Genomic DNA, 21,778 nt, shown 5'->3' with positions numbered 1-21,778 from the left:
CATGCAGTCCATCATTCTGGCTTCGGCCTCCCCAAGACGCGCCGAGCTTTTAACTCAGATCGGCGTGCCTTTTCATACCCGGCCCGTCGATATTGATGAAACGCCACTGGGAAATGAACCTCCGTCCGTCTATGTCGAACGCCTGGCCAGGGAAAAAGCCGTTGCCGGGGCCGCAGACCCCGGGGAGATCGTTATCGGCTCCGATACCTCAGTGGTGCTTGGCGGAGATATTCTGGGTAAACCCATGAATGTCGCGGATGCGGAAGCAATGTTGGGCCGCCTGTCCGGTTGTACTCATCAGGTCATGACGGCGATCGCGCTGGCGACGGGAGGGCAGTGTCTTACCCGTCTGGTGATTACCGAAGTGACCTTTCGGGACCTTTGTCCGGAGGAAATCCGTGCCTACGTTGCGAGCGGAGAACCGATGGATAAAGCTGGAAGTTATGGAATTCAGGGGCTTGGTGGTATTTTTGTGAAGGAAATACGAGGCAGTTACAGCGCAGTCGTGGGTTTGCCGCTGCAGGAAACTGCCACGCTGCTGGCGCAAGCCGGTTACCCGGTCTGGAAAGTCTGGCAACGTAGTCTGGAGAGCCACAATGAGTGAAGAAATACTGATCAACGTTACCCCGGTCGAGACAAGGGTGGCTCTTGTCGAAAACGGCATGCTGCAGGAAGCCTACATTGAGCGCACCAGCCGCAAGGGGATTGTCGGCAATATCTACAAGGGTAAGGTGGTTCGGGTGCTGCCCGGCATGGAAGCAGCATTTGTCGATATCGGGCTGGAGCGTGCTGCCTTTATTCACGCCTCCGATGTGGTGAACGGACAGTCGTCCGACGACAGCAATGACTCCCCGAAAGTTGTGCCGGATATCCGTACGCTCCTGCGCGAGGGGCAATCCCTGGTGGTGCAGGTGACCAAGGATCCAATTGGCACCAAGGGCGCCCGACTGACCACCCAGCTGTCGATTCCCTCCCGCTACCTGGTGTTTATGCCCGGCATTTATCACGTTGGTATTTCACAGCGTATCGAGGACGATGCCGAGCGCACGCGGTTGAAAACCCTGGTGGAGGAGGCTGCGGCCGAACAAACTGACGTACAGGGCGGATACATTATCCGCACCGCTGCGGAAGCGGCTGCAGCGGATGATCTGATCGGCGATATGAAATACCTGCACCGCCTCAGCCAGTCCATCCATGAACGTATTGCCCGGGTCCAGGCGCCGGCGGTGGTGTATCAGGATCTGCCTCTGTTTATCCGTACCATTCGCGACCTGATCCGCCCCCAAACCGAAAAGGTGCGCATTGATAGCCGGGAAAGCCACCAGCGGGTGATGGAGTTCGTTGAGGAATTCGTGACTGAGTTCTCCGAAAAGGTGGAGTATTACCCCGGGGAGCGTCCCATATTCGACCTGTATTCTGTTGAGGATGAAATCCAGAAGGCGCTCAGTCGCAAGGTGCAGCTGAAGTCAGGCGGTTATGTGATCATCGATCAGACCGAGGCAATGACCACCATTGATATCAATACCGGGGCGTTTGTCGGGCACCGGAACCTGGAAGAAACCATCTTCAAGACCAACCTGGAAGCGGCCCGCGCAATCAGTCGCCAGCTCCGTCTGCGAAACCTCGGTGGCATTATCATCATCGACTTTATCGATATGGAAGATACCGAGCACCAGCGGCAGGTTCATCGGATGCTCGAGAAAATGCTGGAGCGGGATCACGCCAAGACCAAGATTACCGGGGTGTCGGAACTGGGGCTGGTTGAGATGACTCGCAAGCGAACCACGGAAAGCCTCGGCCAGATCCTCTGTGAGCCTTGCCCCATCTGCGATGGACGAGGCTTCCTGAAAACCAGCGAAACGGTATGTTACGAGGTGTTCCGGGAAATTCTCCGGGTCAACCGCGCCTACGATGCGGAAAGCTACCTGGTGATGGCGTCCCAAAGCGTCGTGGACCGTCTGCTGGATGAGGAGTCCGATAACGTTGCTGACCTGGAAACCTTCATCGAGAAGACCATAAGGTTCCAGGTCGAGCCCTTTTACAGCCAGGAACAGTACGACGTGGTCCTGCTGTAATCATTAGGTAAGCGATGTCCTCCATGATCGACGACCAGGACCCGGAAAGTACACCGGTCCGGCTGGTTTCCAGGCTGGCCAGCCTGGTGTGGTGGCTGTTGCTGGTGGCGTTGGTTCTGTTGGCGTTGTTCGTGGGTATAGGGCGGCAGCTGACCCAGAACATAGACAGCTTTCGAGACGATATCGAGGCTCGCCTGTCGCAAAAGCTGGGGCATGAGATCGCCATCGGTTCCCTGAGCGCCAGCTGGAACTGGCTGGACCCTTCCCTTGATGCCCGCAACCTGGTTATTTTGAGTGAAGATGGCCGCGATGTGGCGGCATCCCTGCAACAACTCCGTATTCGCCTGGATACCCTGTCCTCACTGTTTCGCCTTCGCCTAGTCTTTGCTGACTTCGAGGCCGATAGCCTGGATCTGACCCTGAACCAGACTCCGCGGGGTAAAGTCACCGTCGAGGGGGCGGATTTGCCGGAGCCGGTGACCAACGATCTGAAGCTGTGGCTGGATCGTGCCGGAGCCTGGCTGTCCGAACCTCGAATCAGGATAACCCGGGTGAACCTGGGCATCAGGGACAACAACGATCAGGTTCGATATCTCGACATTCCGCAACTGGATATGGTCTACCGCCGTGGCCTCTTTATGGCGTCCGGACGGGCCATGCAGGCGGGAACTACCGTGCAATTGGCCAGCTTCAGCCTGCTGGGCCAGCATTTCTTCCAGGGGGATTTCAACGGCCAGCTCTATGTGGACGTGAATTCCGGTCGGCTGTTCGATGGTCTGATTGACGAGTACAGCTGGCGTAACATTCGCGTTGAAGGTTTCGATCTTGGTGGTCAGGCCTGGCTGACCTTCCGTGAAGGGAGACTGGAGCAAGTAACTGGCACGGTTGAAACTCCCTACCTGCAACTGGGGGTGGGGCGCGAATCCCTGGCGCCCCTGGAGGGCATCCGTGCCAGGTTCGGTTGGCGTCGTAGTGAGACTGTTCTCACCGAAGAGGAACCTGTCGATCTTGAAACTCTGGCGGGCGCCGGTGAGTTCCACCTCAACGATCTACAGTGGACCTGGGACGGTGACCAGGTGTCACCTTTTGACTTGCGAGTGAGACAGCGTTCTGGAGGAATCGATGTCATTGCCGATCAAGTACCTTTGCGGCCATTACGTCGGCTAATTGCAAGTATCGAACTGTTGCCGGCGGTGGCCAACCGGGCTCTGGATAATTACCGACCGGGGGGCAGGCTTAATGATTTGCGATTACGGGTGCCTGGTCCGGACGGTGACGGTTTTAAACTCTCTGGTGTGCTGGATGATGTCAGTGTTGAGGCATACCGGGGAGCGCCGGAGATTCAGGGCCTGGATGGCCATCTGGTCGTTGACCACCGTGGTGGCTATGTGGAGGCTGACAGCGAACAGTTGACGTTAGGTTTTCCGTTGCTGTTCAGAGGCAGCTGGCCAATGAGATCGCTCCATACTCGGGTTGCCTGGAAACTGGATGGCCCGATTACGCGGGTATGGTCTGACGGCATCCGCCTGGACTATGGCGAGCAAACTGAATTGACCGGAGCGTTTGATCTCCGGTTGGACCGCGAGGGCGAAGACAATCTCAGTTTGCGCGCGGGCGTCCGTAATGGCCGGGCCGACATGCTTGCCGATTTTGTGCCGGTGCGTGTGGTTGATCCGAAGCTGTACGATTGGTTGACCACGGCCATTACCGAAGCGGACATAACCGAAGGAGTCTACTACGGTCATGGACTGATCAATCGGGGCGCGCCCAAGGGCTCGTTTGTATCGTCCATGCGATACCGGTTCGATAACGCCGCAGTGCGCTACGATGAGCGCTGGCCGGCGGTGGAAAACGGCCGCGGAGAAGTGTTCATCCACAATGGTCTGACGAGGGTAGAGTTGGAGCAGGGTAACACCGGACAGCTGCAGCTCGAGCCGAGCCAGGTCTGGGTGGAACCGGTCGGCGGCAGTGTTCGACTTGCTGTGGATGCCTCAGCTGAGGTTCCCGGATCGGCGGTCGCCTACTGGCTGGACAACAGCCCATTGGGTGATATGGCGGGTACAGCCGGACGGAGTGTCAGGTTTGGTGGTGACTATCGCCTGGATCTGGACCTGGAGATGCCCCTGAATGGCGATGGTGAGCCGGTGGTAGAGGCTCGGGTTGCGACTGAAAACGGCGAGGTTGCATATCCGGAAGCAGATCTGGTCTGGGACCAAGTGTCCGGGCAGGTCGATTTCAGTACGACATCCGGATTCTCCGGCGAGCCATTGCAAGCGATGTTCCTGAACGATCCGGTGACGGTATCGCTATCCCGAAAAGGCAACGATGGTGGCATGACGATCCAGCAACGGGGGCAGGTCAGCTTGCCGCAGATCTTTGCCCGCGCCGGGCTGGAAAACGATGTGAGTCTGGGCATGAATGGGGTAACGGATTACATCGCGACTCTGGATGTGTCTCCGGATATCGCCTCAACGGTCACGATCCGTTCAACGCTTCAGGGAGTGTCCGTCAACTGGCCGGAACCACTGGCGAAAACGTCGGATGAAGAAACCGTTATAACGGCCGTAATTGATCCGGCCCGAGAAGACGGGCTTGGAATTGATCTCGACTGGGAAAACCGCCTGTCACTCAGCCTGCTCAAAAAATCCGGTGGTTTTGACCTGGATATCCATCGCCTCTGGCTGGGCCGGCAGTTGCTGACGAACATTGAAGTGGCGGCCAGTGACCATGGCGACCAGTGGGTGCTCGGTACCCGGTCAGAGCGGGCAGTGGGACGTGTGGTTTTGCCGGATAACGATGAGACGATCATCGCTGACTTCCAGAGCTTGCATCTGACTCGTGATGGCGAGAAAACGGATGATCAAAGGGCATTGCTGACAGTTGATGAACAGCTTGAGGCATTTCGTGCCCTGGAGATCGGGAAATGGCCGGATATCGATATAAGCATCTCACAACTCCGGCTGAACGATGACGATCTTGGCCGCTGGTCTTTTCTCTTGCGGCCAGAGCCTTTCCGCCTGAAGGTTGAGGAAATCGAAGGTCAGCTTGATTCTCTGAAACTGACGGGCGACATGACCTGGAGCATCGCCGGGGACCGTGAGATGACGCGCTTCGCGGGTGATATCCAGGGCGGCACCCTCGGGGATCTCGGCAACCTGTTTGATGCCGAAATCCCTCTGCGTAACAAGAAAACCTCAATCCAGCTTGACCTTGATTGGCCCGGTCGTCCCAATGAGTTCGGGCTTGAGGCTTTGAGCGGTTCAGTGAGCATGCGGCTCGATGACGGTGTCATCCTGGAGCGTAATAACTCCGCTCAGCTATTCCGTGTGTTCAACTTGCTGAATGCCGATACCTTGTGGCGTCGACTGCAATTGGACTTCTCCGATCTGTACGAGGCGGGGGTAGCGTTTGATGCCATTTCCGGTAAGGCTGTGATAACCGAAGGGCTGCTCAGCTGGGATCCGGAGTTGCAGGTGGTAGGGCCGTCGGGAGCCTTCAAGCTGTCGGGTACAACGGATATGGCAGAGGAGACTCTGGATATGCGGTTGGTGGTGGTGCTGCCCCTCACGCAGAATCTGCCATTGGCGGCATTGCTGATGGGAGCGGGGGCGCCCATTGGTGGGGCCCTGTTTGTGTTGGACAAGGTACTGGGTGACCCATTGAGTAAACTGACCAGTGCGACCTATAGTGTAACCGGAAGCTGGGATAATCCGGCGGTAGACTTGCGGAGAGTGTTCGATACCGGCGAATGACTCCAGATAATCGGGCATCACTACGGAGACCGACCATGACCAATTTTTCTTCCCCATGTGTGGCGGCCATCCAGATGGTCAGCACCCATGATATTGAGGCCAATCTGCGGGAAGCCGAGCGGTTGTTGACCGAATCTGCCTGTGCAGGCGCCCGCGTCGCTGTGTTGCCGGAAAACTTCGCGGTACTGGCCACGTCCCAGATGGTGGACTGTGGTCAGCGGGAGGCATCGCACGCGCCCGTTATCCGCCAATTTCTCGCAGACCAGGCACGCCGGCTCGGGATCTGGATTGTCGGGGGCTCGCTGCCCCTGTCCCAACGCCCGGATGGCACCCTCATAGAGGGAAGGGTCCGCGCAACCGCTTTGGTGTATGACGATCAGGGTAATGAAGTGGGCCGCTACGACAAGATCCACCTGTTCGATGCCATGGTGGAAGACGCCCACGGTCAGTACCGGGAATCCGATACTTTTGAGCCCGGAGAGTCGGTCGTCACCGTTGAAACACCCGTCGGTAGGTTGGGGATGGCGATCTGCTATGACCTGCGTTTTCCTGAACTGTTCCGGGCCCTGCGTGAAAAAGGGGCGGAATGGATCTGCCTGCCCAGCGCATTCACCTGGCAGACGGGCGATGCCCACTGGCACGCGCTGATCCGCGCCAGGGCCATCGAAAATCAGGTTTGGGTCGTGGCGCCGGGGCAGGGTGGCCAGAACAGCCAGCGTCGCCGTACCTACGGCCACAGTCTGATTTGCGACCCCTGGGGCAAGGTGGTGTCGGAGATAACAGAAGATGGGCCCGGTGTGATTACCGCCACCATCGACGCCGACCATCTGGCCAACGTCCGCGCCCGTATGCCCGTGTGGGAGCACCGTCGCTTATAAAAACCTACTCCACCTCATCAATCGCTTCACGCAAGTACCGGAACAGCTTTCTCGCCTGCCCGGTATTCTTCTGTTTTTCCACGTCCTTGCGGGCGTTGCGTGCGAGGTTGCGCAGGTGCTGGATATCCGCACCGGGGCAGTAACTCACAAATTCACCCACCGCTGAATCACCTTCGCTGATCATGCGATCACGCCAGCGCTCCGCCAGATGGTGGCGCCGGGTGTGTTCCTCGCTACCGGCGTCGAACGCATCAATTGCCCGCTTCAGGCCATCCGGATCGTCTTCCTGGCGGATGACCTTGCCAATGAACTGGAGGTGCCGGCGTTTCGCTTCATTCTGGCGAATGCGGCGGGATTCCTCGATCGCAGCCCTCAGGGTGTCACTGATGGTCAGGGTGTCGAGCTGGTCGTTGCTCAGCTCCAGCATGCGTTTGCCGAGATCCTGGAGGGCGTGCATTTCCCGCTTGAGCTGGGATTTGCTAGGACCAAGGTACTCCGGCGCGTCGTCGTTGTCGTCGTAATGATCTTTCATAACGTTGCCTGTTCGTGTCGGATTACGCTTCGCTAATCCGACCTACATAAAAATTAGAATCCACCGTAGGTCGGATTAGCGAAGCGTAATCCGACAGAGAGCTACGCATAGAATATGGTGGCGAGCCCGAGAAAGGCCATGAAGCCCACCACATCCGTAACGGTTGTCAGAATGACGCTGCCCGCCAGGGCCGGATCAATATTACGGGATTTGAGAAACAGCGGCAGGACCGTGCCAACCAGGGCTGCGGCCACGAGGTTGATGATCAGTGCCGCGGCAATGATAGCGCCAATCAGGATGTCCTTGAACCAGAGAGTGGCGGCGGACGCCACCACCACGGCCCATAGCATCCCGTTAAGCATGCCCACCACAAACTCCCGGTTCAGCAACCAGCGGACATTAACGCCGCTGATCTGGCCCACCGCCATACCGCGGATCACCAGGGTCAGCGTCTGGCTACCTGCTATTCCACCCATGCTGGCGACAATCGGCATAAGCACCGCCAGTGCAACCACTTTGGCAATGGTGTCCTCAAAAATGCCGATAACGGCGGACGCAATAAAAGCGGTGATCAGGTTGATGCCCAGCCAGATGGCGCGGCGCCGGGTGGTTTTCAGGATGGGCGCGAAGGTGTCTTCGTCCTCGTCCAGACCCGCCATGCTCATCAGCGAGTGGTCCGCGTCTTCGCGGATAACGTCAACCACGTCATCGATGGTGATCCGTCCGAGCAGGCGGCCATCTTCATTGACCACCGGAGCTGAGATCAGATCGTAACGTTCGAACAGGGTGGCGACCTTGGTGTCCGACAACAGCACCGGAATTGGTTCAATGTCGGTGTCCATCACTTCCCGCACGGTCGCCGCCGGATTGGAGACCAGCATCTTGGTGATCGGCAGCATGCCGATGAACTCATCCCGCCGGCTCACCACAATCAGGCTGTCGGTCATTGGGGGCAGGTTACGGTGCCGGCGCAGGTAACGAAGAACCACGTCGATGCTGATATCGGGACGCACCGTGATGGTGTCCGTGTTCATCAGGCCGCCGGCGGTGTCCTCCGGGTAGGACAGGACTTCCTCTACCCGTTGCCGGTCCTGCTCGTCCATGGTGTCCAAGACTTCCTGGATAACCGTGTCAGGCAGTTGCTGGAGCAGGTCGGCCAGGTCATCCGACTCGAAGTCCTCGAGGATATCGGCCAGTTCCTGGGCATTCAGCTGGCTGAGAAAGTAGCCACGGATGTCATCGCCAAGGTACTGGAGGACTTCACCTTCCAGCTGTTTATCGACCAGGTTCCACAGCAGAGCCCGCTGACGGGGCGGGGATGATTCCAGCAGGTGGGCGATATCGCTGGGGCTCAGGCCGCCATTCAGGATGCGTGCAACCTGTTTCAGCGCACCACTGTCGAGCGCTTCGCTGAGGGAGCGAAGGCGCTGGCGAGCCTGGCTTTTTTCCAGAATATCGGTCATGGTTCACCCACAGTCAGAAAACCCCCGTATTATAGCGGAGTTACGCAGTACAGGTGAGAGAGAGTTGTAGGTGAATTCCGTGGGTTTACTCGCCTTCGCCAAAGTAGTCATTAATCAGCTCAACCAGCGCGTGAATTGCCTGTTCTTCGTCGGCACCGTCCGCGACCAGTTCTACGTCTGTTCCCTGGCTGGCAGCCAACATCATGACCTGCATGATGTTCTTCGCGTCAACTTCGCGGCCCTTGCCACAGATTTTCACCGAACTTTCAAAGGCAGAGGCGGTCGCAACCAGTTTTGCGGTAGCACGCGCGTGCAAACCGAGCTTGTTGATGATGGTAACGTCACGTCGAATCATGATCCGCTCACACCTGATCACGGGTTTGCAGGTGCGGCAATTCCGTGTGGCGGACCTGGACATTGTTGTACTTCTGGCGGAAGTGGTGGCCAAGCTGTTCGCAGACATAGACCGAACGATGCTGGCCGCCGGTACATCCAATGGAGATGGTCATGTAGCTCCGATTGCTGTCGGCGAATGAGGGCAACCAGTGGTCCAGAAACGCGATCAGGTCGTCGACCATCTTGCGGCTCAGGGGCTCTTTCTCGAGAAATTCAATGACCGGTTGGTCAGTACCGACATACTGGCGAAGACTGGTGTCCCAATAAGGGTTGGGCAGACAGCGCACATCAAAGACGTAGTCGGAATCGAGTGGCACACCGTGTTTGAACCCGAACGACTGGAACAGCAGGGCCAGTTCCTGATCCTTGCGTCCGACGATCCGCTGTTTGACCATGTCCCGAAGCTCGTACATGGACATGCCGGTGGTATCGATATAGAGGTCGGCAAGCTTCGACAGCGGCTCCAGCAGGTGCTTCTCGTTGCCAATGGCTTCCCGGAGTGAGGTTTTGTCATCGCTCAGGGGGTGTTTGCGCCGTGTTGCGTGAAAACGCTGAAGCAGGGATTGTTCGTCCGCGTCCAGATAGATGATCTCTACCGTCACGCCGGTGCCCTGGAGTTGGCGGTAAATGGTCTCGAAGTTGGTCAGTTCACCGGCGAGGTTGCGGGCGTCGATACTGACCGCCATTTTCCCCAGGCGATCGGGGGCGTTGCTGTGATTGGCGGCTTCCGTCGTTAGCGGGAACAGCAGGCCGATAGGCAGGTTATCGATACAGTAAAAACCAAGATCTTCCAGCACGTGAAGTGCTGTACTTTTTCCCGAGCCTGCCCTGCCACTGACAATAATAAGTTTCATTGCCTTTTTTGCCTCCGCTCAGAAGTGATCAGCTGTTGCTGTTCAGCATGCGGCTGTAGAGAGATTGGGCATCCGTACATTGCCGCAGCTGATTGCAAAATCCACGATCATTGAACTTCTCTGCCAACTGACTCAGCAGTTCCAGGTGTTCGCTGGTGGCTTCTTTGGGAACGATCAAGGCGAACACCAGATCCACCGGCTGATTATCAATCGCATCAAAGCCAACCCCTTCCTCCAGTGTCAGCAGCACGCCAACCACCCGTTCAAGCCCTTCAAGGCGGCAGTGGGGAATGGCGATACCCTGGCCAATGCCGGTGCTACCCAGACGCTCCCGGGAAATCAGGTTGTTGAAAATCTGGGTGTCGCTGAGAGAGGCATCCTGTTGATTCACCTGCTCGGCAATAAATTCCAGAACCCGTTTCTTACTGGACGCGGGTGCCCGACACAGGGTCAGTTCCGGTGCCAGAATGTTTTCGATAGTCAGAGATGTGTCGCTCATGAATCGACTGCAATTCCGTAAAAAAAAGGCTGCGGCACGTACATGCCGCAGCTCGATTATTTTGAATGCATGGTAACCGGTGTCTTAACGGACACCATTTCCATGCATACGATCGACGTTCTTTTCCTTGAGTTTGAGAATCTGACGGTCCAGTTTGTCAATCAGCGAATCAATTGCTGCATACATGTCGTCATTCTCAGCCTTTGCGTGAATCTCACCACCAATCACGTGGAGTGTCGCCTCGGCCATTTGCCTCACCTTCTCCACCTGGAGCGTCACCTGGCAATTACTGATGTGGTCAAAATGGCGCTCGAGCTTTTCAAACTTGCCTGATACGTAATCTTTCAGTGCGGGAGTCAGTTCTACGTGATGGCCTGAAATATTGAGTTGCATAGGCGTCTCCTGTCGTCATCATACCGACCCCTCTTCCGGGGCCGACGGTGTGCCGGCGTTATATCCTGCCGGCGAATACTGTGGGGTTAAACCAGCCGTTTCCGTTCATTGGATGGTGGAATGTGCATAGCCTCTCGATATTTGGCTACGGTCCGCCTGGCCACCTTGATACCCTGTTCTCCTAGCATGGCTGCAATTTTGCTATCGCTCAATGGCTTTTTCGGAGTTTCTGCCGCAATCAGCTTCTTGATCATGGCACGGATTGCGGTGGAGGAACACTCTCCGCCCTCATCGGTACTGACGTGGCTTGAGAAAAAATACTTTAATTCAAAGATGCCGCGGGGGGTATGCATGTATTTCTGGGTGGTCACACGGGAAATGGTGGATTCGTGCATTTCCACGGCCTGGGCGATGTCCGAGAGAATCAATGGCTTCATGGCTTCTTCGCCGTGGTCCAGAAAACCCTGCTGATGCTCGACAATGCGTGTTGCTACCTTGAGCAGTGTTTCGTTACGGCTTTGCAGGCTCTTGATAAACCATTTGGCCTCCTGAAGCTGATCCCTCAGGTAGGTATTGTCGGCGCTGCTGTCCGCACGCTTGATCAGGGATGCGTAGCTTGCATTGACCCGGATTCGGGGCGCAATGTCCGGATTGAGTTCGACTCGCCAGCGGTCGTTGTGCTTACGGACCATCACATCGGGAATGACGTAGTCCGGCTCTGCCCGGTCCACGGAATCGCCCGGCCGCGGGTTGAGGCTGGTGATCAGTGCCAGCACTTCCCGCAACTGGTCTTCTTTCAGGCGACTGCGGCGCAACAGCTGTGCGTAATCCCGGTTGCCCAGCAAGTTGATGTAATGGGTAATAACCAGTCGCGCCTGGGCGAGCCAGGGGGTGTCCGGTGGCAGCTGGTTGAGCTGAATCAGCAGGCATTCCTGCAGATCGCAGGCAAAGACGCCGGGTGGATCAAAGTGCTGGAGGCGGTGCAACACGGCTTCCACTTCATCCAGTTCCAGCGGATCGTCTTCGGTTTCGTCCACCAGTCCGGAGTGTATCTCCTCTATGGACGATGTCAGATATCCGCGCTCATCCACTGCGTCCATCAGGGCGTGGGCTATGGCCTGGTCCCGTTCACTCAGGGGGGTCAGGTTCAGCTGCCATTCGAGGTGATCCTGAAGGGTTTCCGCCGGGGAGTTGCGTGTTTCGAAGTCGCTGTCGTTCTCGTCTTCATTGCGGGCCGCCGGTGCCGGTGCTGACTGGTAGATGTCATCCCAGGCAGTATCCACGGGCAAGTCGTCTGGAATGTTATCGGGAATGTCATTCTCCGATGCCCAGTCGGGGCCGTTTTCGGATTCGTCCCAGTCGGAGGCGGACTCAGTCGCAGACGTTGTTTCCTCAGCCTTCGGCGACTCTTCGTTGTCCTGCTCGGACGCATTGGCGTCCGGGGTGTCGTCATCTTCCGATGTTTCCAGCATGGGGTTGGAGTCCAGTGCCTGCTGGATTTCCTGCTGAAGGTCGAGGGTGGAGAGCTGCAGAAGCTTTATCGCCTGCTGCAATTGCGGCGTCATGGTCAGGCTCTGACCCAGTTTTAACTGTAATGACGCTTTCATAACCATGGTTCAGGATCCGTCACTCAATGGCACCGGCTTAACGGGTGATTGCAAAAAAATTCTTTGTGTGCTGGCTACTTGCCAGACCAAGCAAGTTCTTTGCCGAGTGTACTTGCTTGTCATCAACATGACAATTGGGCCATGGTATCCCGGCCGCGAAATATGACCCCGGTCAAAGCCGGAATTCGTTGCCAAGATAGACCTCTTTTACCTGCTGGTTGGCCAGGATTTCCTCTGAATTACCGGAAGCGATAATGTGGCCGCCTGAGACGATGTAGGCGTTCTCGCATATATCCAGAGTTTCACGCACGTTGTGATCCGTAATCAATACCCCGATGCCCTTGTCACGCAAGTGGCGGATAATATGCTTGATGTCGCTGACGGAAATGGGGTCGACACCGGCAAAGGGCTCATCCAGCAGGATGAATGCCGGTTCCATGGCCAGTGCCCGGGCAATTTCCACCCGGCGCCGTTCACCACCGGACAGGGCCATGCCCAGGCTGTCGCGGATATGCGTGATGTGGAATTCTTCCAGCAACTCTTCCAGTTTGGCCTCGCGGTCCGCCCGCTTGAGTTCCTTGCGGGTCTCCAGAATCGCCATGATGTTGTCCCGCACCGTCAGTTTGCGGAACACTGACGCTTCCTGCGGCAGGTAGCCAATACCCTTGCGGGCCCGGCCATGCATCGGTAGCGGAGTAATGTCCTTGCTATCGATGGTGATCCGGCCATTATCGGCAGGTACCAGACCTACGATCATATAGAAGCAGGTGGTCTTGCCCGCGCCGTTGGGGCCCAGCAGGCCAACGATTTCGCCACTGCGAATCTCCAGGGATACGTCGAGGACCACTTTCTTGTGCTTGTAGCTTTTTGCCAGATTACTGGCCCTGAGAACTGCCATCCGAATCCTGTCTGTTTTGGCTGCTGCGTGGCTGGATGACCATTTCAACTCGGCCATTACCGTTGTCGTTGCTTGCCGACCCTTCGGCGGTGACCACTCGGTCGACGCTATCATAATGAATGATGTCGCCACGGAACAGGTTGCCGTTCTGCTCAATAACGGCTTCCCGTTCAAACGTCAGTCGGCTTTCCGGGGCCGAGTATGTAATGTTGAGGGCGCGGGCATCGGTTTCCCCCTGACCATCCCGGGCGGGTTGCCGGTAATGGGCGGGCTGGCCGGTCGCTTCAATTCGCCGCAGGCCATTTGTATCGCGGTAAAGGATCACCCTGTCGGCGGTCAGCTCGGTAGCCCCCTGGGTCAGGAGGACGTTGCCGGTGTAGGTGGCAACCCCTTTGCTATCATCCAGTCGTGCACTGTTGGCCTTGACGGTGATAGGGACGTCGGAGTCCAGGCTGAAAGCAACGGCAGAACCTGCGAACAAGAGTGCTGCCAATGCTACGGTAAAGTTACGGATTGGCTTGTTGGCCAGGCTCATAGCGTCCTTCCACCTGTGAGTTGAGTTCCAGAATGCGATCATCGATCCAGGCTTTCATTCCGGTTGCGCGGGTGACGCTGAACGAATCCGTCAGCTCCACCTGGGCATCGGTGTATACCGTACGGCTGGTGTTATCCAGCGTCAGCCTGGAGGTTGTCAGAATGCCCTGGCGGTCGCCGGATGTGCGAATCACCTTAACGTTACCTTCCAGGTGAAGCAGGCCTTCTCCTTCCCGGAAGGTTCCGGAGTCCGAGCTTAAATACCACGGCTCTTCCTCGCCTTCGCCGAACAATTGGGCTCTGGGTGACTCCATTACGGCCTTGTTGTCGGCTTCAAACTGTTCAATACGCGGGCTTTCAAAGCGCACGCTGAGCTTGCCGGTGTCATCGTATGAAAGGTAGCGGCCGTTGACGACAAAGCCGTCGGGCTCGGATTGTCCCCTCAGTGCCGCAGCGTCCACCGGCTCCTGAGGTTCGTCACTCTGCCACATCATCACGATCAGAGCCACAATGGTACACCCCAGCGCCAGGGTTCTGAGCCAGGGGTGGTTGGCCAGTAGCAGAGTGGGGAGCAGGTTGCCTCTCATTGCGACAGGGTCCTTCAGTCAGCCTGGGTGTAGGCGGCCAGAGTGGTGTCAAACTGACCACAAGCCGTCAGCAGCAGGTCGCAGGCCTCGCGAACGGCGCCGTTGCCACCGGGAACTGAGGTGCATACATCCGCCTGTTCGCGAACCAGCCAGTAGCCATTGGGGACGGTAATGCCCAGCCCGGCGAAGCGGATGGCAGGAAGATCCGGCAGGTCATCCCCCATATAGGCGATCTCCTCGGGACTGACGCCAATGGAGTCGACCAGTTCCTGCAGTGCGACTTTTTTGTCCTCGCGGCCCTGCATGAGATGCGGTATGCCCAGGTCACCCATGCGTTTCTCGGTAAGTGGCGAGTTGCGCCCGGTAATGACCGCAACGGTAATGCCCGCGGCCATAACCTGTTTCAGGCCCAGTCCATCAAGGATATTAAAGCCTTTCATTTCATCGCCCGAGGCGCTGAAAAACAGTTTGCCATCGGTCATGATGCCGTCCACATCCAAGGCCAGAAGGCGGATGTTGGCGGCTTTGCCGAGGATGCGGGCAGGCCATTGCGGACGTAAAGTGTCAGTCATAGCATGCTCCTCAGATGACGCCGGCGCGCAGCAGATCGTGCATATTGATGGCGCCGACCAATCGGCCGTCTTCATCAGTGACGGGCAGGGCGTTGATCTTCATTTCTTCCATGATGTTCAACGCTTCGGCTGCCAGGTGGTCGGCCTGAATGGTCTTGCCGTTTTGGGTCATGACCTGATGAATCGGTGTCGTGTGGACGTCAATGGACTTGTCCAGCGTGCGACGCAGGTCGCCATCAGTGAATACGCCAGTCATGTTGCCTTCTGCGTCTACCACGGTTGTCATGCCCAGGCCCGTGCGGGAAATTTCAAGCAACGCGCCGCTAAGCGGGGTGTCGCCGGTCACCCGGGGGATGCGGTCACCGGTGTGCATGATATCGGAGACCCGCAATAACAGGCGTCGGCCCAGGCTGCCCCCAGGATGGGAAAATGCAAAATCTTCCGCGCTGAAGCCGCGGGCTTCCAGCAACGCGACCGCCAGAGCATCCCCCATTACCAGGGTGGCAGTAGTGCTGGAGGTGGGTGCCAGGCCCAGGGGGCAGGCTTCCAGGGCAACACTGACGTCGAGATTGGCCACAGCCTCCTTCGCCAGGGTGGAGTCGGAATTGCCGGTCATGCTGATCAGTGGCGCGCCCATACGGCGAATCAATGGCAGGATGGTGACCACTTCACTGGTGTTACCGCTGTTGGACAGTGCAATCACCACGTCCTGGCCGGTGATCATGCCCAGATCGCCATGACTGGCTTCGCCCGGATGTACAAAGAAAGACGGCGTGCCTGTGCTGGCCAGGGTGGCAGCAATCTTGTTGCCAATATGGCCCGATTTGCCCATGCCAGTGACCACCACGCGCCCCTTGCACGCCATGATGACTTCGCAGGCACGGACAAAGTGATCGTCAATGCGATCCGAGAGTGCGGCAATGGCGTCTTTCTCGATTTCGATGGCTCGGAGGGCCGAGTCCCGGTAAGTCTGCTTGATGTCGGCTATGGACTTGTTGCTGTCACTCATGGTGTTTCCGGCTCGCACCTTGTCGTCATTTAGGGCTCTGGGTGAATTGGCGAGAGTATATCACTTCACAAGGCTGCGGGGCCTTGTTCAGGGAAACTGATCATTGCCATCAGGACATTTTGTGATGGACGGATTGAGCTTCCAACCGGCTTCGCATAATGTATGCGCCTGATCGAAAGGGATGGCTTATGGCTTCGGAAGCATACATAACATTAACCGATGTGGTCTTTTCACGCTCGGGCCGGCGTATATTTGATGGTGTGACCCTCGAAATTCCCCGCGGCAAGATTACCGCCATCATGGGGCCGAGCGGAACCGGGAAGACGACACTGTTACGGTTGATCGGCGGTCAGTTGAAGCCGGATTCCGGCACCATCATGGTGGCGGGTGAGAATGTGCCCAGGCTCAGACGTAAGGCTCTGTATACCCTGCGTGAAAAGATGGGCATGTTGTTTCAGAGTGGTGCCCTGTTTACCGATCTCAGCGCCTTCGAGAATGTTGCCTTCCCCCTGCGCGTCCATACTTCCCTGCCGGAAGACATGATCCGAGATATCGTACTGATGAAACTGGAGGCTGTCGGGCTCCGGGGGGCGCGAGATCTGATGCCCTCAGAACTGTCCGGCGGCATGACTCGTCGTGTGGCACTTGCTCGCAGTATTGCCCTGGACCCGGAACTGATCATGTACGACGAGCCCTTCGCAGGCCAGGATCCGATTGCCATGGGGGTGCTGGTCAAACTGATTCGTGACCTCAACAGTTCCATGGGGCTGACCAGCGTGCTGGTGTCCCACGATGTGCCGGAGTCCCTGAGTATCTGTCATTACGCCTGCATCATTGCCGATGGCCAGATTATCGGCGAGGGGACACCGGATGAATTAAGGCAGCACCCGTCTGAGCGCGTGCAGCAGTTCCTGCAGGGGCAGCCGGATGGTCCCGTGCCATTTAATTACCCGGCGCCGGATGCGGGGTCGGACTGGGGACTTACCGGAGGCGCCAGATGATGGATCGCATCGCCGCACTCGGCCGGCTGGGCCTTGATATCGTGGCCACGGTTGGTCGTGCCGGCTATTTTCTTGGTGGCGCCCTTGCCGGGGTTCCGAAACCTGCGGTGGGGTTTCCGCTGCTGGTTCGCCAACTCTATTCGGTTGGGGTGCTGTCCCTGGCGATCGTTTTGGTGTCTGGCCTGTTTATCGGCATGGTGCTGGGGCTGCAGGGCTATACCATTCTCAGTGATTATGGCTCCGAAGCGGCGGTAGGTCAGATGATCGCCCTGACCCTGGTAAGGGAACTGGGTCCGGTCGTGACGGCACTGTTGTTCGCGGGGCGGGCGGGCTCGGCATTGACCGCCGAAATCGGTCTGATGAAGGCCACGGAGCAGCTGTCCAGCATGGAGATGATGGGGGTGGATCCTCTCAGGCGAGTGATTGCCCCGAGGCTATGGGCCGGTTTTATCGCGATGCCCATCCTGGCGGTGATCTTCTCGGTGGTTGGTATCTGGGGCGGTATGCTGGTGAGCGTCGATTGGCTGGGCGTTTTTGAAGGTGCTTTCTGGGGTAATATGCAGTCATCGGTCAGCTTTGCGGACGATGTGTTGAATGGGATGGTGAAAACGGTGGTGTTCGGGTTTGTCTGCACCTGGATTGCCGTCTTCCAGGGTTACGATTGTGTGCCGACCTCTGCCGGCATCAGTTCGGCCACCACTAAAACCGTCGTGTATTCATCATTGGCAGTTCTCGGCCTGGATTTTGTGCTTACTGCCGTCATGTTCGGGGATTTCTGACCTTGAGTTGAGGCGTAAATACAGCAGGATTGACCAGAACTTAATCGGGAGCTGGATATGGCACAGAGAACCACGGAAATAATCACCGGCCTGTTTATTATCGCAGGACTTGCAGCGGTGCTGGTCCTGGCGTTGCAGGTGAGCGGATTGTCGCCCAAAAGCGCAGGTGACACGTACACCCTGTATGCCAGCTTTAATGACGTTGGCGGCATTTCGCCCCGGGGCAAAGTCGCCATGGCGGGCGTCAAGGTGGGCTCGATTCGCAGTGTGACCCTGGACAAGGAGACCTTCCAGGCAAAGGTGGAGCTGGCAATTGACGCGAATGTGGACAACATTCCGGCGGACAGCTCCGCGGTAATACGTACATCCGGCATACTCGGGGATCAGTACATTGATATTTCCATCGGTGGCGACATGGAATCCCTGAAACCCGGAGACAGCTTTTATTCAACCCAGTCAGCCATGAATCTTGAGCGCCTGATTACCAACTTTGCATCTGGTAAATAGCGCGAGAGAAAAGGATCTGAAACGTTACAGGAGAAAGACATGGTATTGATCAGACGCGGCATGCTTTTTATGGCATTCCTGATGGCAACCCTGGTGCTTCCGGCCCAGGCGGGTCAGGAAGAGGACCTGGTAAAGTATGTGGACGAAAACACTCAGCGCCTGGTGGACAAGCTGAACGAGGAAAAGGGCCTGTATGACAGGGACCCTGAGGCCTTTTACATCAGTATGGACCAGGAGCTGCGGGAGTTTGTGGATTTTCGCCGGATCGCCGCTCGCGTTATGGGGAGGTATGCGCGTCAGACGTCCCCGGAGCAGCGGGATGAGTTCGTTGAGAAATTCAAGCGAAGCCTGTTCGACAGTTATGCTCAGGCCCTGGTCAGTGCAAACGACTTCGCCATTGAAGTAAAAGGCGCGGAGATCAACCCCAATAATGCGGGCCGGGCCTCCGTGCAGATGGAGGTGCTCACCGCCAGTGGTAACCGCTACCCGGTGACTTACTCCATGTATAAAAATGATGAAGGTCGGTGGATGATGGAGAATGTCATTGTCGAAGGTATCAATATCGGCCTGGCCTTCCGTGACCGATTTGCCCAGGAAATGGAACAGAATCGCGGTGAAGTACAGGCTGTGATCGATAGTTGGGATGGCGCTGTGGAAAGTCTCAACCTCGATGAGGAAGTGGATAACTCATGACTTCGGTGGCTCGGGTTGAGCTAAGTGGCGATATCCTGAAAGTGAGCGGATCTGTCGATCCGCTCACGGTGGTGTCCACCAGAAAGCAGGGCGAGGCGCTGATCCAGTCAGCGTCCGGAAACCTGACTGTCGATCTGAGCGCGTTGGAAAACGCCCACAGTGTTGTTCTGTCGCTGCTGTTATGCTGGCAGCGGTGTGCTGACGAGCTGGGGCGTTCGCTGTTATTCACTGGCGTCAGCGACCGCCTCTATTCTCTGGCTGCGCTCAGCAATCTGGAAGAGCAATTGTCTGGTTTCCAGCCCGACGGCTCTGCCTGAAGAATCTTCCCACTACTCTTCATAGTTCCCGGTATTCCCGTATTCCCCGCATTCTGTACATTCTCCCTGTACTCTCTCCATTCTGTCACACGCTGCTGGCTGACCCGGGCCGCGTAATTGGTTACAATCTCGCCCCTGTTCTATTAACACCCGAGGAATGACTATGGAAGCCGCCGAAGTTACCGAACTGGTAAAGCAGGCCCTGCCGGATTGTGAGGTGCAGGTTCAGGTCGATGGCAATCATTATATGGTTGTCGTGGTAGGAGAAGTTTTTGAAGGCCTGCCCACCATCAAGCGGCAGCAAATGATCAATAAGGTGCTATTCCAGCACATTATGGACGGCACCATACACGCCTTGCATCCGAAAGCATTTACCCCGGCTGAGTGGGCCGCGCGCCAGGGCTGATAGCTGCCCGCCAATAACAGGAAGACTATTGTGGACAAACTTCTGATCAGAGGCCGTAAGCCCCTGAATGGTGAAATCCGGATATCCGGTGCCAAGAACGCCGCACTGCCGATACTGGCTGCCACACTGCTGGCGGACGAGCCCGTCACAGTGGGCAACTTGCCGCACCTGAACGACATCACCACCATGATCGAGCTGCTGGGCCGCATGGGCGTGGAATTGCTGATTGATGAAAAAATGAGCGTTGAAGTTCATGCCAACACCATCAAGCATTTCCACGCGCCCTACGAACTGGTCAAGACCATGCGGGCATCCATCCTTGTGCTGGGGCCGTTGGTGGCTCACTTTGGTGAAGCGGAAGTGTCCCTGCCGGGTGGCTGTGCCATTGGTAGCCGGCCGGTAAACCTGCACATCCACGGCCTGGAAATGATGGGCGCGGAAGTAAAGGTGGAGAATGGCTACATCAAGGCCAAGACCAATGGTCGCCTGAAGGGCGCCCACATCTTCCTGGATACCGTGACCGTGACCGGTACGGAAAACCTGATGATGGCCGCGGCCCTGGCGGACGGGAAAACCATCCTGGAGAATGCTGCCCGCGAACCGGAAGTGGTGGATCTGGCGGAATGCCTGATTGCAATGGGTGCAGACATCAAAGGTCACGGCACCGCGACCATAGAAATCAACGGCGTGAAGCGCCTGCATGGTTGTCACTACGATGTGCTGCCTGACCGTGTCGAAACCGGCACCTATCTGGTAGCCGCTGCTGCCACCGGCGGACGGGTGAAACTGAAAGACACCCGTGAAGACCTGCTGGAAGCGGTACTGCTCAAGCTGGAAGAGGCCGGGGCGCACATCACCACCGGTAAAGACTGGATCGAGCTGGATATGAAAGGCAACCGCCCGAAAGCGGTGAGCCTGCGTACGGCACCTTATCCGGCGTTCCCTACGGACATGCAGGCCCAGTTCGCGGCGATGAATGCCGTTGCTGAAGGCACCGGTACCATCGTGGAAACGGTGTTTGAAAACCGTTTCATGCACCTTGATGAGCTGAGCCGGATGGGCGCGGATATTACCCTTGAAGGCAATGCGGCCATTATCAAAGGCGTCGAGTATCTGACCGGAGCGCCGGTTATGGCGACCGACCTGCGGGCGTCAGCCAGCCTGGTTATTGCCGGTCTGATGGCGGATGGCGACACCATTGTGGATCGCATCTATCACATTGACCGCGGCTACGAGTGTATTGAAGAGAAGCTGCAGCTGCTGGGCGCCAGTATTCGCCGCCTGCCAGCATGATCGAAACGGATCAGAAACCGGAAGGACGCATGACCGACTCCATCACCATCGCTTTGTCGAAGGGGCGAATCCTCGATGAAACCCTGCCATTGCTCGCGGAAGCGGGTATTGAACTGGTTGACGACATCAAGAAATCCCGCAAGCTGGTGTTTCCCACCACCGATCCCAGCGTGCGGGTGCTGATTATCCGCGCTACGGACGTACCCACCTACGTGCAATATGGCGGCGCGGATCTCGGGGTAACCGGCAAGGATGTCCTGATGGAGCACGGCGGTGACGGTCTCTACGAACCGCTGGACCTGAACATTTCCCGCTGCCGTCTGATGACCGCCGGCCCGAAGGATAAGCCGGCCCCGGCTGGGCGCATTCGTGTGGCTACCAAGTTCGTTAACCTGGCCCGCCGCTACTACTCGGCCCAGGGGCGTCAGGCGGATATCATCAAGCTGTATGGTGCGATGGAACTGGCTCCGATCCTGAATCTGGCCGATGAGATTGTCGATATCGTGGATACTGGCAATACCCTCAAGGCCAATGGTTTGGAAGCGCGGGACTTGATCGAACATATCAGCAGTCGTCTGGTGGTTAATCGCGCGTCCATGAAGATGAAACACGAGCGCATTAACCCCATAATTGAAAAGATGTCCGTTGCCGTAGAAAAGCGTAGAGAAAGCTAAGGAAGCGGGGGATGCCTGTGCTGTCCAGCTCACGATTGTTGGACGGAGGGATCGGGTAA

Annotated in this window: 24 protein-coding genes; 12 read left to right on the top strand and 12 right to left on the bottom strand. The window is 57.1% G+C overall.

Annotation, left to right across the window (positions count from 1 at the left end):
* Nucleotide 1: 1 nt before the first annotated feature.
* From MARLIPOL_RS01575 to MARLIPOL_RS01560, 4 genes are read left to right on the top strand one after another with little or no spacing between them, the layout of a single operon-like run.
* Entirely contained in the window at nucleotides 2–604 is a 603-nt protein-coding gene (locus MARLIPOL_RS01575) for a Maf family protein (RefSeq protein WP_012136302.1), read from the top strand.
* Entirely contained in the window at nucleotides 597–2,075 is a 1,479-nt protein-coding gene (gene rng, locus MARLIPOL_RS01570; protein ID WP_012136301.1) for a ribonuclease G, read from the top strand. The genes MARLIPOL_RS01575 and rng overlap by 8 nt, the downstream gene beginning before the upstream one ends.
* Nucleotides 2,076–2,098: 23 nt before the next feature.
* Nucleotides 2,099–5,827, top strand: a complete 3,729-nt coding sequence (locus tag MARLIPOL_RS01565) for a YhdP family phospholipid transporter (RefSeq protein WP_323807357.1) — start codon at nucleotides 2,099–2,101, stop codon at nucleotides 5,825–5,827.
* 35 nt (nucleotides 5,828–5,862) lie between these two features.
* Nucleotides 5,863–6,705: a carbon-nitrogen hydrolase family protein gene (locus MARLIPOL_RS01560; RefSeq protein WP_012136299.1), complete on the top strand. Its 843-nt coding sequence runs from the start codon at nucleotides 5,863–5,865 to the stop codon at nucleotides 6,703–6,705.
* Nucleotides 6,706–6,709: 4 nt separating this feature from the next.
* Here MARLIPOL_RS01560 and yjgA read toward each other — a convergent pair whose 3' ends face one another.
* The 12 genes from yjgA to MARLIPOL_RS01500 form a co-directional block, all read right to left on the bottom strand.
* Nucleotides 6,710–7,237 carry a ribosome biogenesis factor YjgA gene (gene yjgA, locus MARLIPOL_RS01555; protein WP_012136298.1) on the bottom strand — a complete coding sequence of 176 codons (528 nt, stop codon included), beginning with the start codon at nucleotides 7,235–7,237 and terminating at the stop codon, nucleotides 6,710–6,712.
* Nucleotides 7,238–7,338: 101 nt separating this feature from the next.
* Entirely contained in the window at nucleotides 7,339–8,700 is a 1,362-nt protein-coding gene (gene mgtE, locus MARLIPOL_RS01550) for a magnesium transporter (protein ID WP_012136297.1), read from the bottom strand.
* Between the two features lie 85 nt (nucleotides 8,701–8,785).
* Nucleotides 8,786–9,055 (bottom strand): HPr family phosphocarrier protein, encoded by a 270-nt coding sequence (locus tag MARLIPOL_RS01545; protein ID WP_012136296.1) that lies wholly within the window; start codon nucleotides 9,053–9,055, stop codon nucleotides 8,786–8,788.
* A 7-nt stretch (nucleotides 9,056–9,062) separates the two neighbouring features.
* Nucleotides 9,063–9,950: an RNase adapter RapZ gene (gene rapZ, locus MARLIPOL_RS01540; RefSeq protein WP_012136295.1), complete on the bottom strand. Its 888-nt coding sequence runs from the start codon at nucleotides 9,948–9,950 to the stop codon at nucleotides 9,063–9,065.
* Between the two features lie 28 nt (nucleotides 9,951–9,978).
* Nucleotides 9,979–10,449, bottom strand: a complete 471-nt coding sequence (ptsN, locus tag MARLIPOL_RS01535) for a PTS IIA-like nitrogen regulatory protein PtsN (RefSeq protein ID WP_012136294.1) — start codon at nucleotides 10,447–10,449, stop codon at nucleotides 9,979–9,981.
* 84 nt (nucleotides 10,450–10,533) lie between these two features.
* A complete protein-coding gene (hpf, locus tag MARLIPOL_RS01530) occupies nucleotides 10,534–10,842 on the bottom strand; it encodes a ribosome hibernation promoting factor (RefSeq protein ID WP_012136293.1) in 309 nt (102 codons plus the stop codon).
* An 86-nt stretch (nucleotides 10,843–10,928) separates the two neighbouring features.
* Nucleotides 10,929–12,455: an RNA polymerase factor sigma-54 gene (locus MARLIPOL_RS01525; RefSeq protein WP_186008456.1), complete on the bottom strand. Its 1,527-nt coding sequence runs from the start codon at nucleotides 12,453–12,455 to the stop codon at nucleotides 10,929–10,931.
* A gap of 166 nt (nucleotides 12,456–12,621) precedes the next feature.
* Nucleotides 12,622–13,347, bottom strand: coding sequence for an LPS export ABC transporter ATP-binding protein (lptB, locus tag MARLIPOL_RS01520; RefSeq protein ID WP_012136291.1), 726 nt, complete (start codon nucleotides 13,345–13,347; stop codon nucleotides 12,622–12,624).
* Entirely contained in the window at nucleotides 13,325–13,882 is a 558-nt protein-coding gene (lptA, locus tag MARLIPOL_RS01515) for a lipopolysaccharide transport periplasmic protein LptA (protein WP_012136290.1), read from the bottom strand. The genes lptB and lptA overlap by 23 nt, the downstream gene beginning before the upstream one ends.
* On the bottom strand, nucleotides 13,854–14,468 hold the full coding sequence (gene lptC, locus MARLIPOL_RS01510) for an LPS export ABC transporter periplasmic protein LptC (RefSeq protein ID WP_012136289.1): 615 nt from the start codon (nucleotides 14,466–14,468) through the stop codon (nucleotides 13,854–13,856). The genes lptA and lptC overlap by 29 nt, the downstream gene beginning before the upstream one ends.
* A 14-nt stretch (nucleotides 14,469–14,482) precedes the next feature.
* A complete protein-coding gene (locus MARLIPOL_RS01505) occupies nucleotides 14,483–15,040 on the bottom strand; it encodes a KdsC family phosphatase (RefSeq protein ID WP_012136288.1) in 558 nt (185 codons plus the stop codon).
* Nucleotides 15,041–15,050: 10 nt separating this feature from the next.
* Entirely contained in the window at nucleotides 15,051–16,049 is a 999-nt protein-coding gene (locus tag MARLIPOL_RS01500; RefSeq protein ID WP_012136287.1) for a KpsF/GutQ family sugar-phosphate isomerase, read from the bottom strand.
* Nucleotides 16,050–16,237: 188 nt separating this feature from the next.
* Here MARLIPOL_RS01500 and MARLIPOL_RS01495 point away from each other — a divergent pair, with 188 nt between their 5' ends.
* From MARLIPOL_RS01495 to hisG, 8 genes are all read left to right on the top strand, one after another.
* Complete coding sequence (locus MARLIPOL_RS01495) at nucleotides 16,238–17,050, top strand: ATP-binding cassette domain-containing protein (protein ID WP_012136286.1); 813 nt, start codon at nucleotides 16,238–16,240, stop codon at nucleotides 17,048–17,050.
* The gene (mlaE, locus tag MARLIPOL_RS01490) at nucleotides 17,047–17,829 is read left to right on the top strand and encodes a lipid asymmetry maintenance ABC transporter permease subunit MlaE (protein WP_036190263.1); all 783 of its coding nucleotides are present in this window, start codon (nucleotides 17,047–17,049) and stop codon (nucleotides 17,827–17,829) included. The genes MARLIPOL_RS01495 and mlaE overlap by 4 nt, the downstream gene beginning before the upstream one ends.
* A gap of 57 nt (nucleotides 17,830–17,886) precedes the next feature.
* Nucleotides 17,887–18,336 carry an outer membrane lipid asymmetry maintenance protein MlaD gene (gene mlaD / locus MARLIPOL_RS01485; RefSeq protein ID WP_012136284.1) on the top strand — a complete coding sequence of 150 codons (450 nt, stop codon included), beginning with the start codon at nucleotides 17,887–17,889 and terminating at the stop codon, nucleotides 18,334–18,336.
* Nucleotides 18,337–18,405: 69 nt separating this feature from the next.
* Entirely contained in the window at nucleotides 18,406–19,029 is a 624-nt protein-coding gene (locus MARLIPOL_RS01480) for an MlaC/ttg2D family ABC transporter substrate-binding protein (protein ID WP_407638034.1), read from the top strand.
* Nucleotides 19,026–19,346 (top strand): STAS domain-containing protein, encoded by a 321-nt coding sequence (locus MARLIPOL_RS01475; protein WP_012136282.1) that lies wholly within the window; start codon nucleotides 19,026–19,028, stop codon nucleotides 19,344–19,346. The genes MARLIPOL_RS01480 and MARLIPOL_RS01475 overlap by 4 nt, the downstream gene beginning before the upstream one ends.
* Before the next feature lie 163 nt (nucleotides 19,347–19,509).
* On the top strand, nucleotides 19,510–19,752 hold the full coding sequence (locus tag MARLIPOL_RS01470; protein ID WP_012136281.1) for a BolA family protein: 243 nt from the start codon (nucleotides 19,510–19,512) through the stop codon (nucleotides 19,750–19,752).
* 30 nt (nucleotides 19,753–19,782) lie between these two features.
* On the top strand, nucleotides 19,783–21,045 hold the full coding sequence (gene murA, locus MARLIPOL_RS01465; RefSeq protein ID WP_012136280.1) for a UDP-N-acetylglucosamine 1-carboxyvinyltransferase: 1,263 nt from the start codon (nucleotides 19,783–19,785) through the stop codon (nucleotides 21,043–21,045).
* Between the two features lie 29 nt (nucleotides 21,046–21,074).
* Entirely contained in the window at nucleotides 21,075–21,719 is a 645-nt protein-coding gene (gene hisG, locus MARLIPOL_RS01460; protein ID WP_012136279.1) for an ATP phosphoribosyltransferase, read from the top strand.
* Nucleotides 21,720–21,778 lie beyond the last annotated feature (59 nt).

Source organism: Marinobacter lipolyticus SM19, assembly GCF_000397065.2.
In the GTDB taxonomy this organism is placed as follows: Bacteria; Pseudomonadota; Gammaproteobacteria; order Pseudomonadales; family Oleiphilaceae; genus Marinobacter; species Marinobacter lipolyticus.
This window is presented reverse-complemented; position numbering and strand designations above follow the sequence as displayed.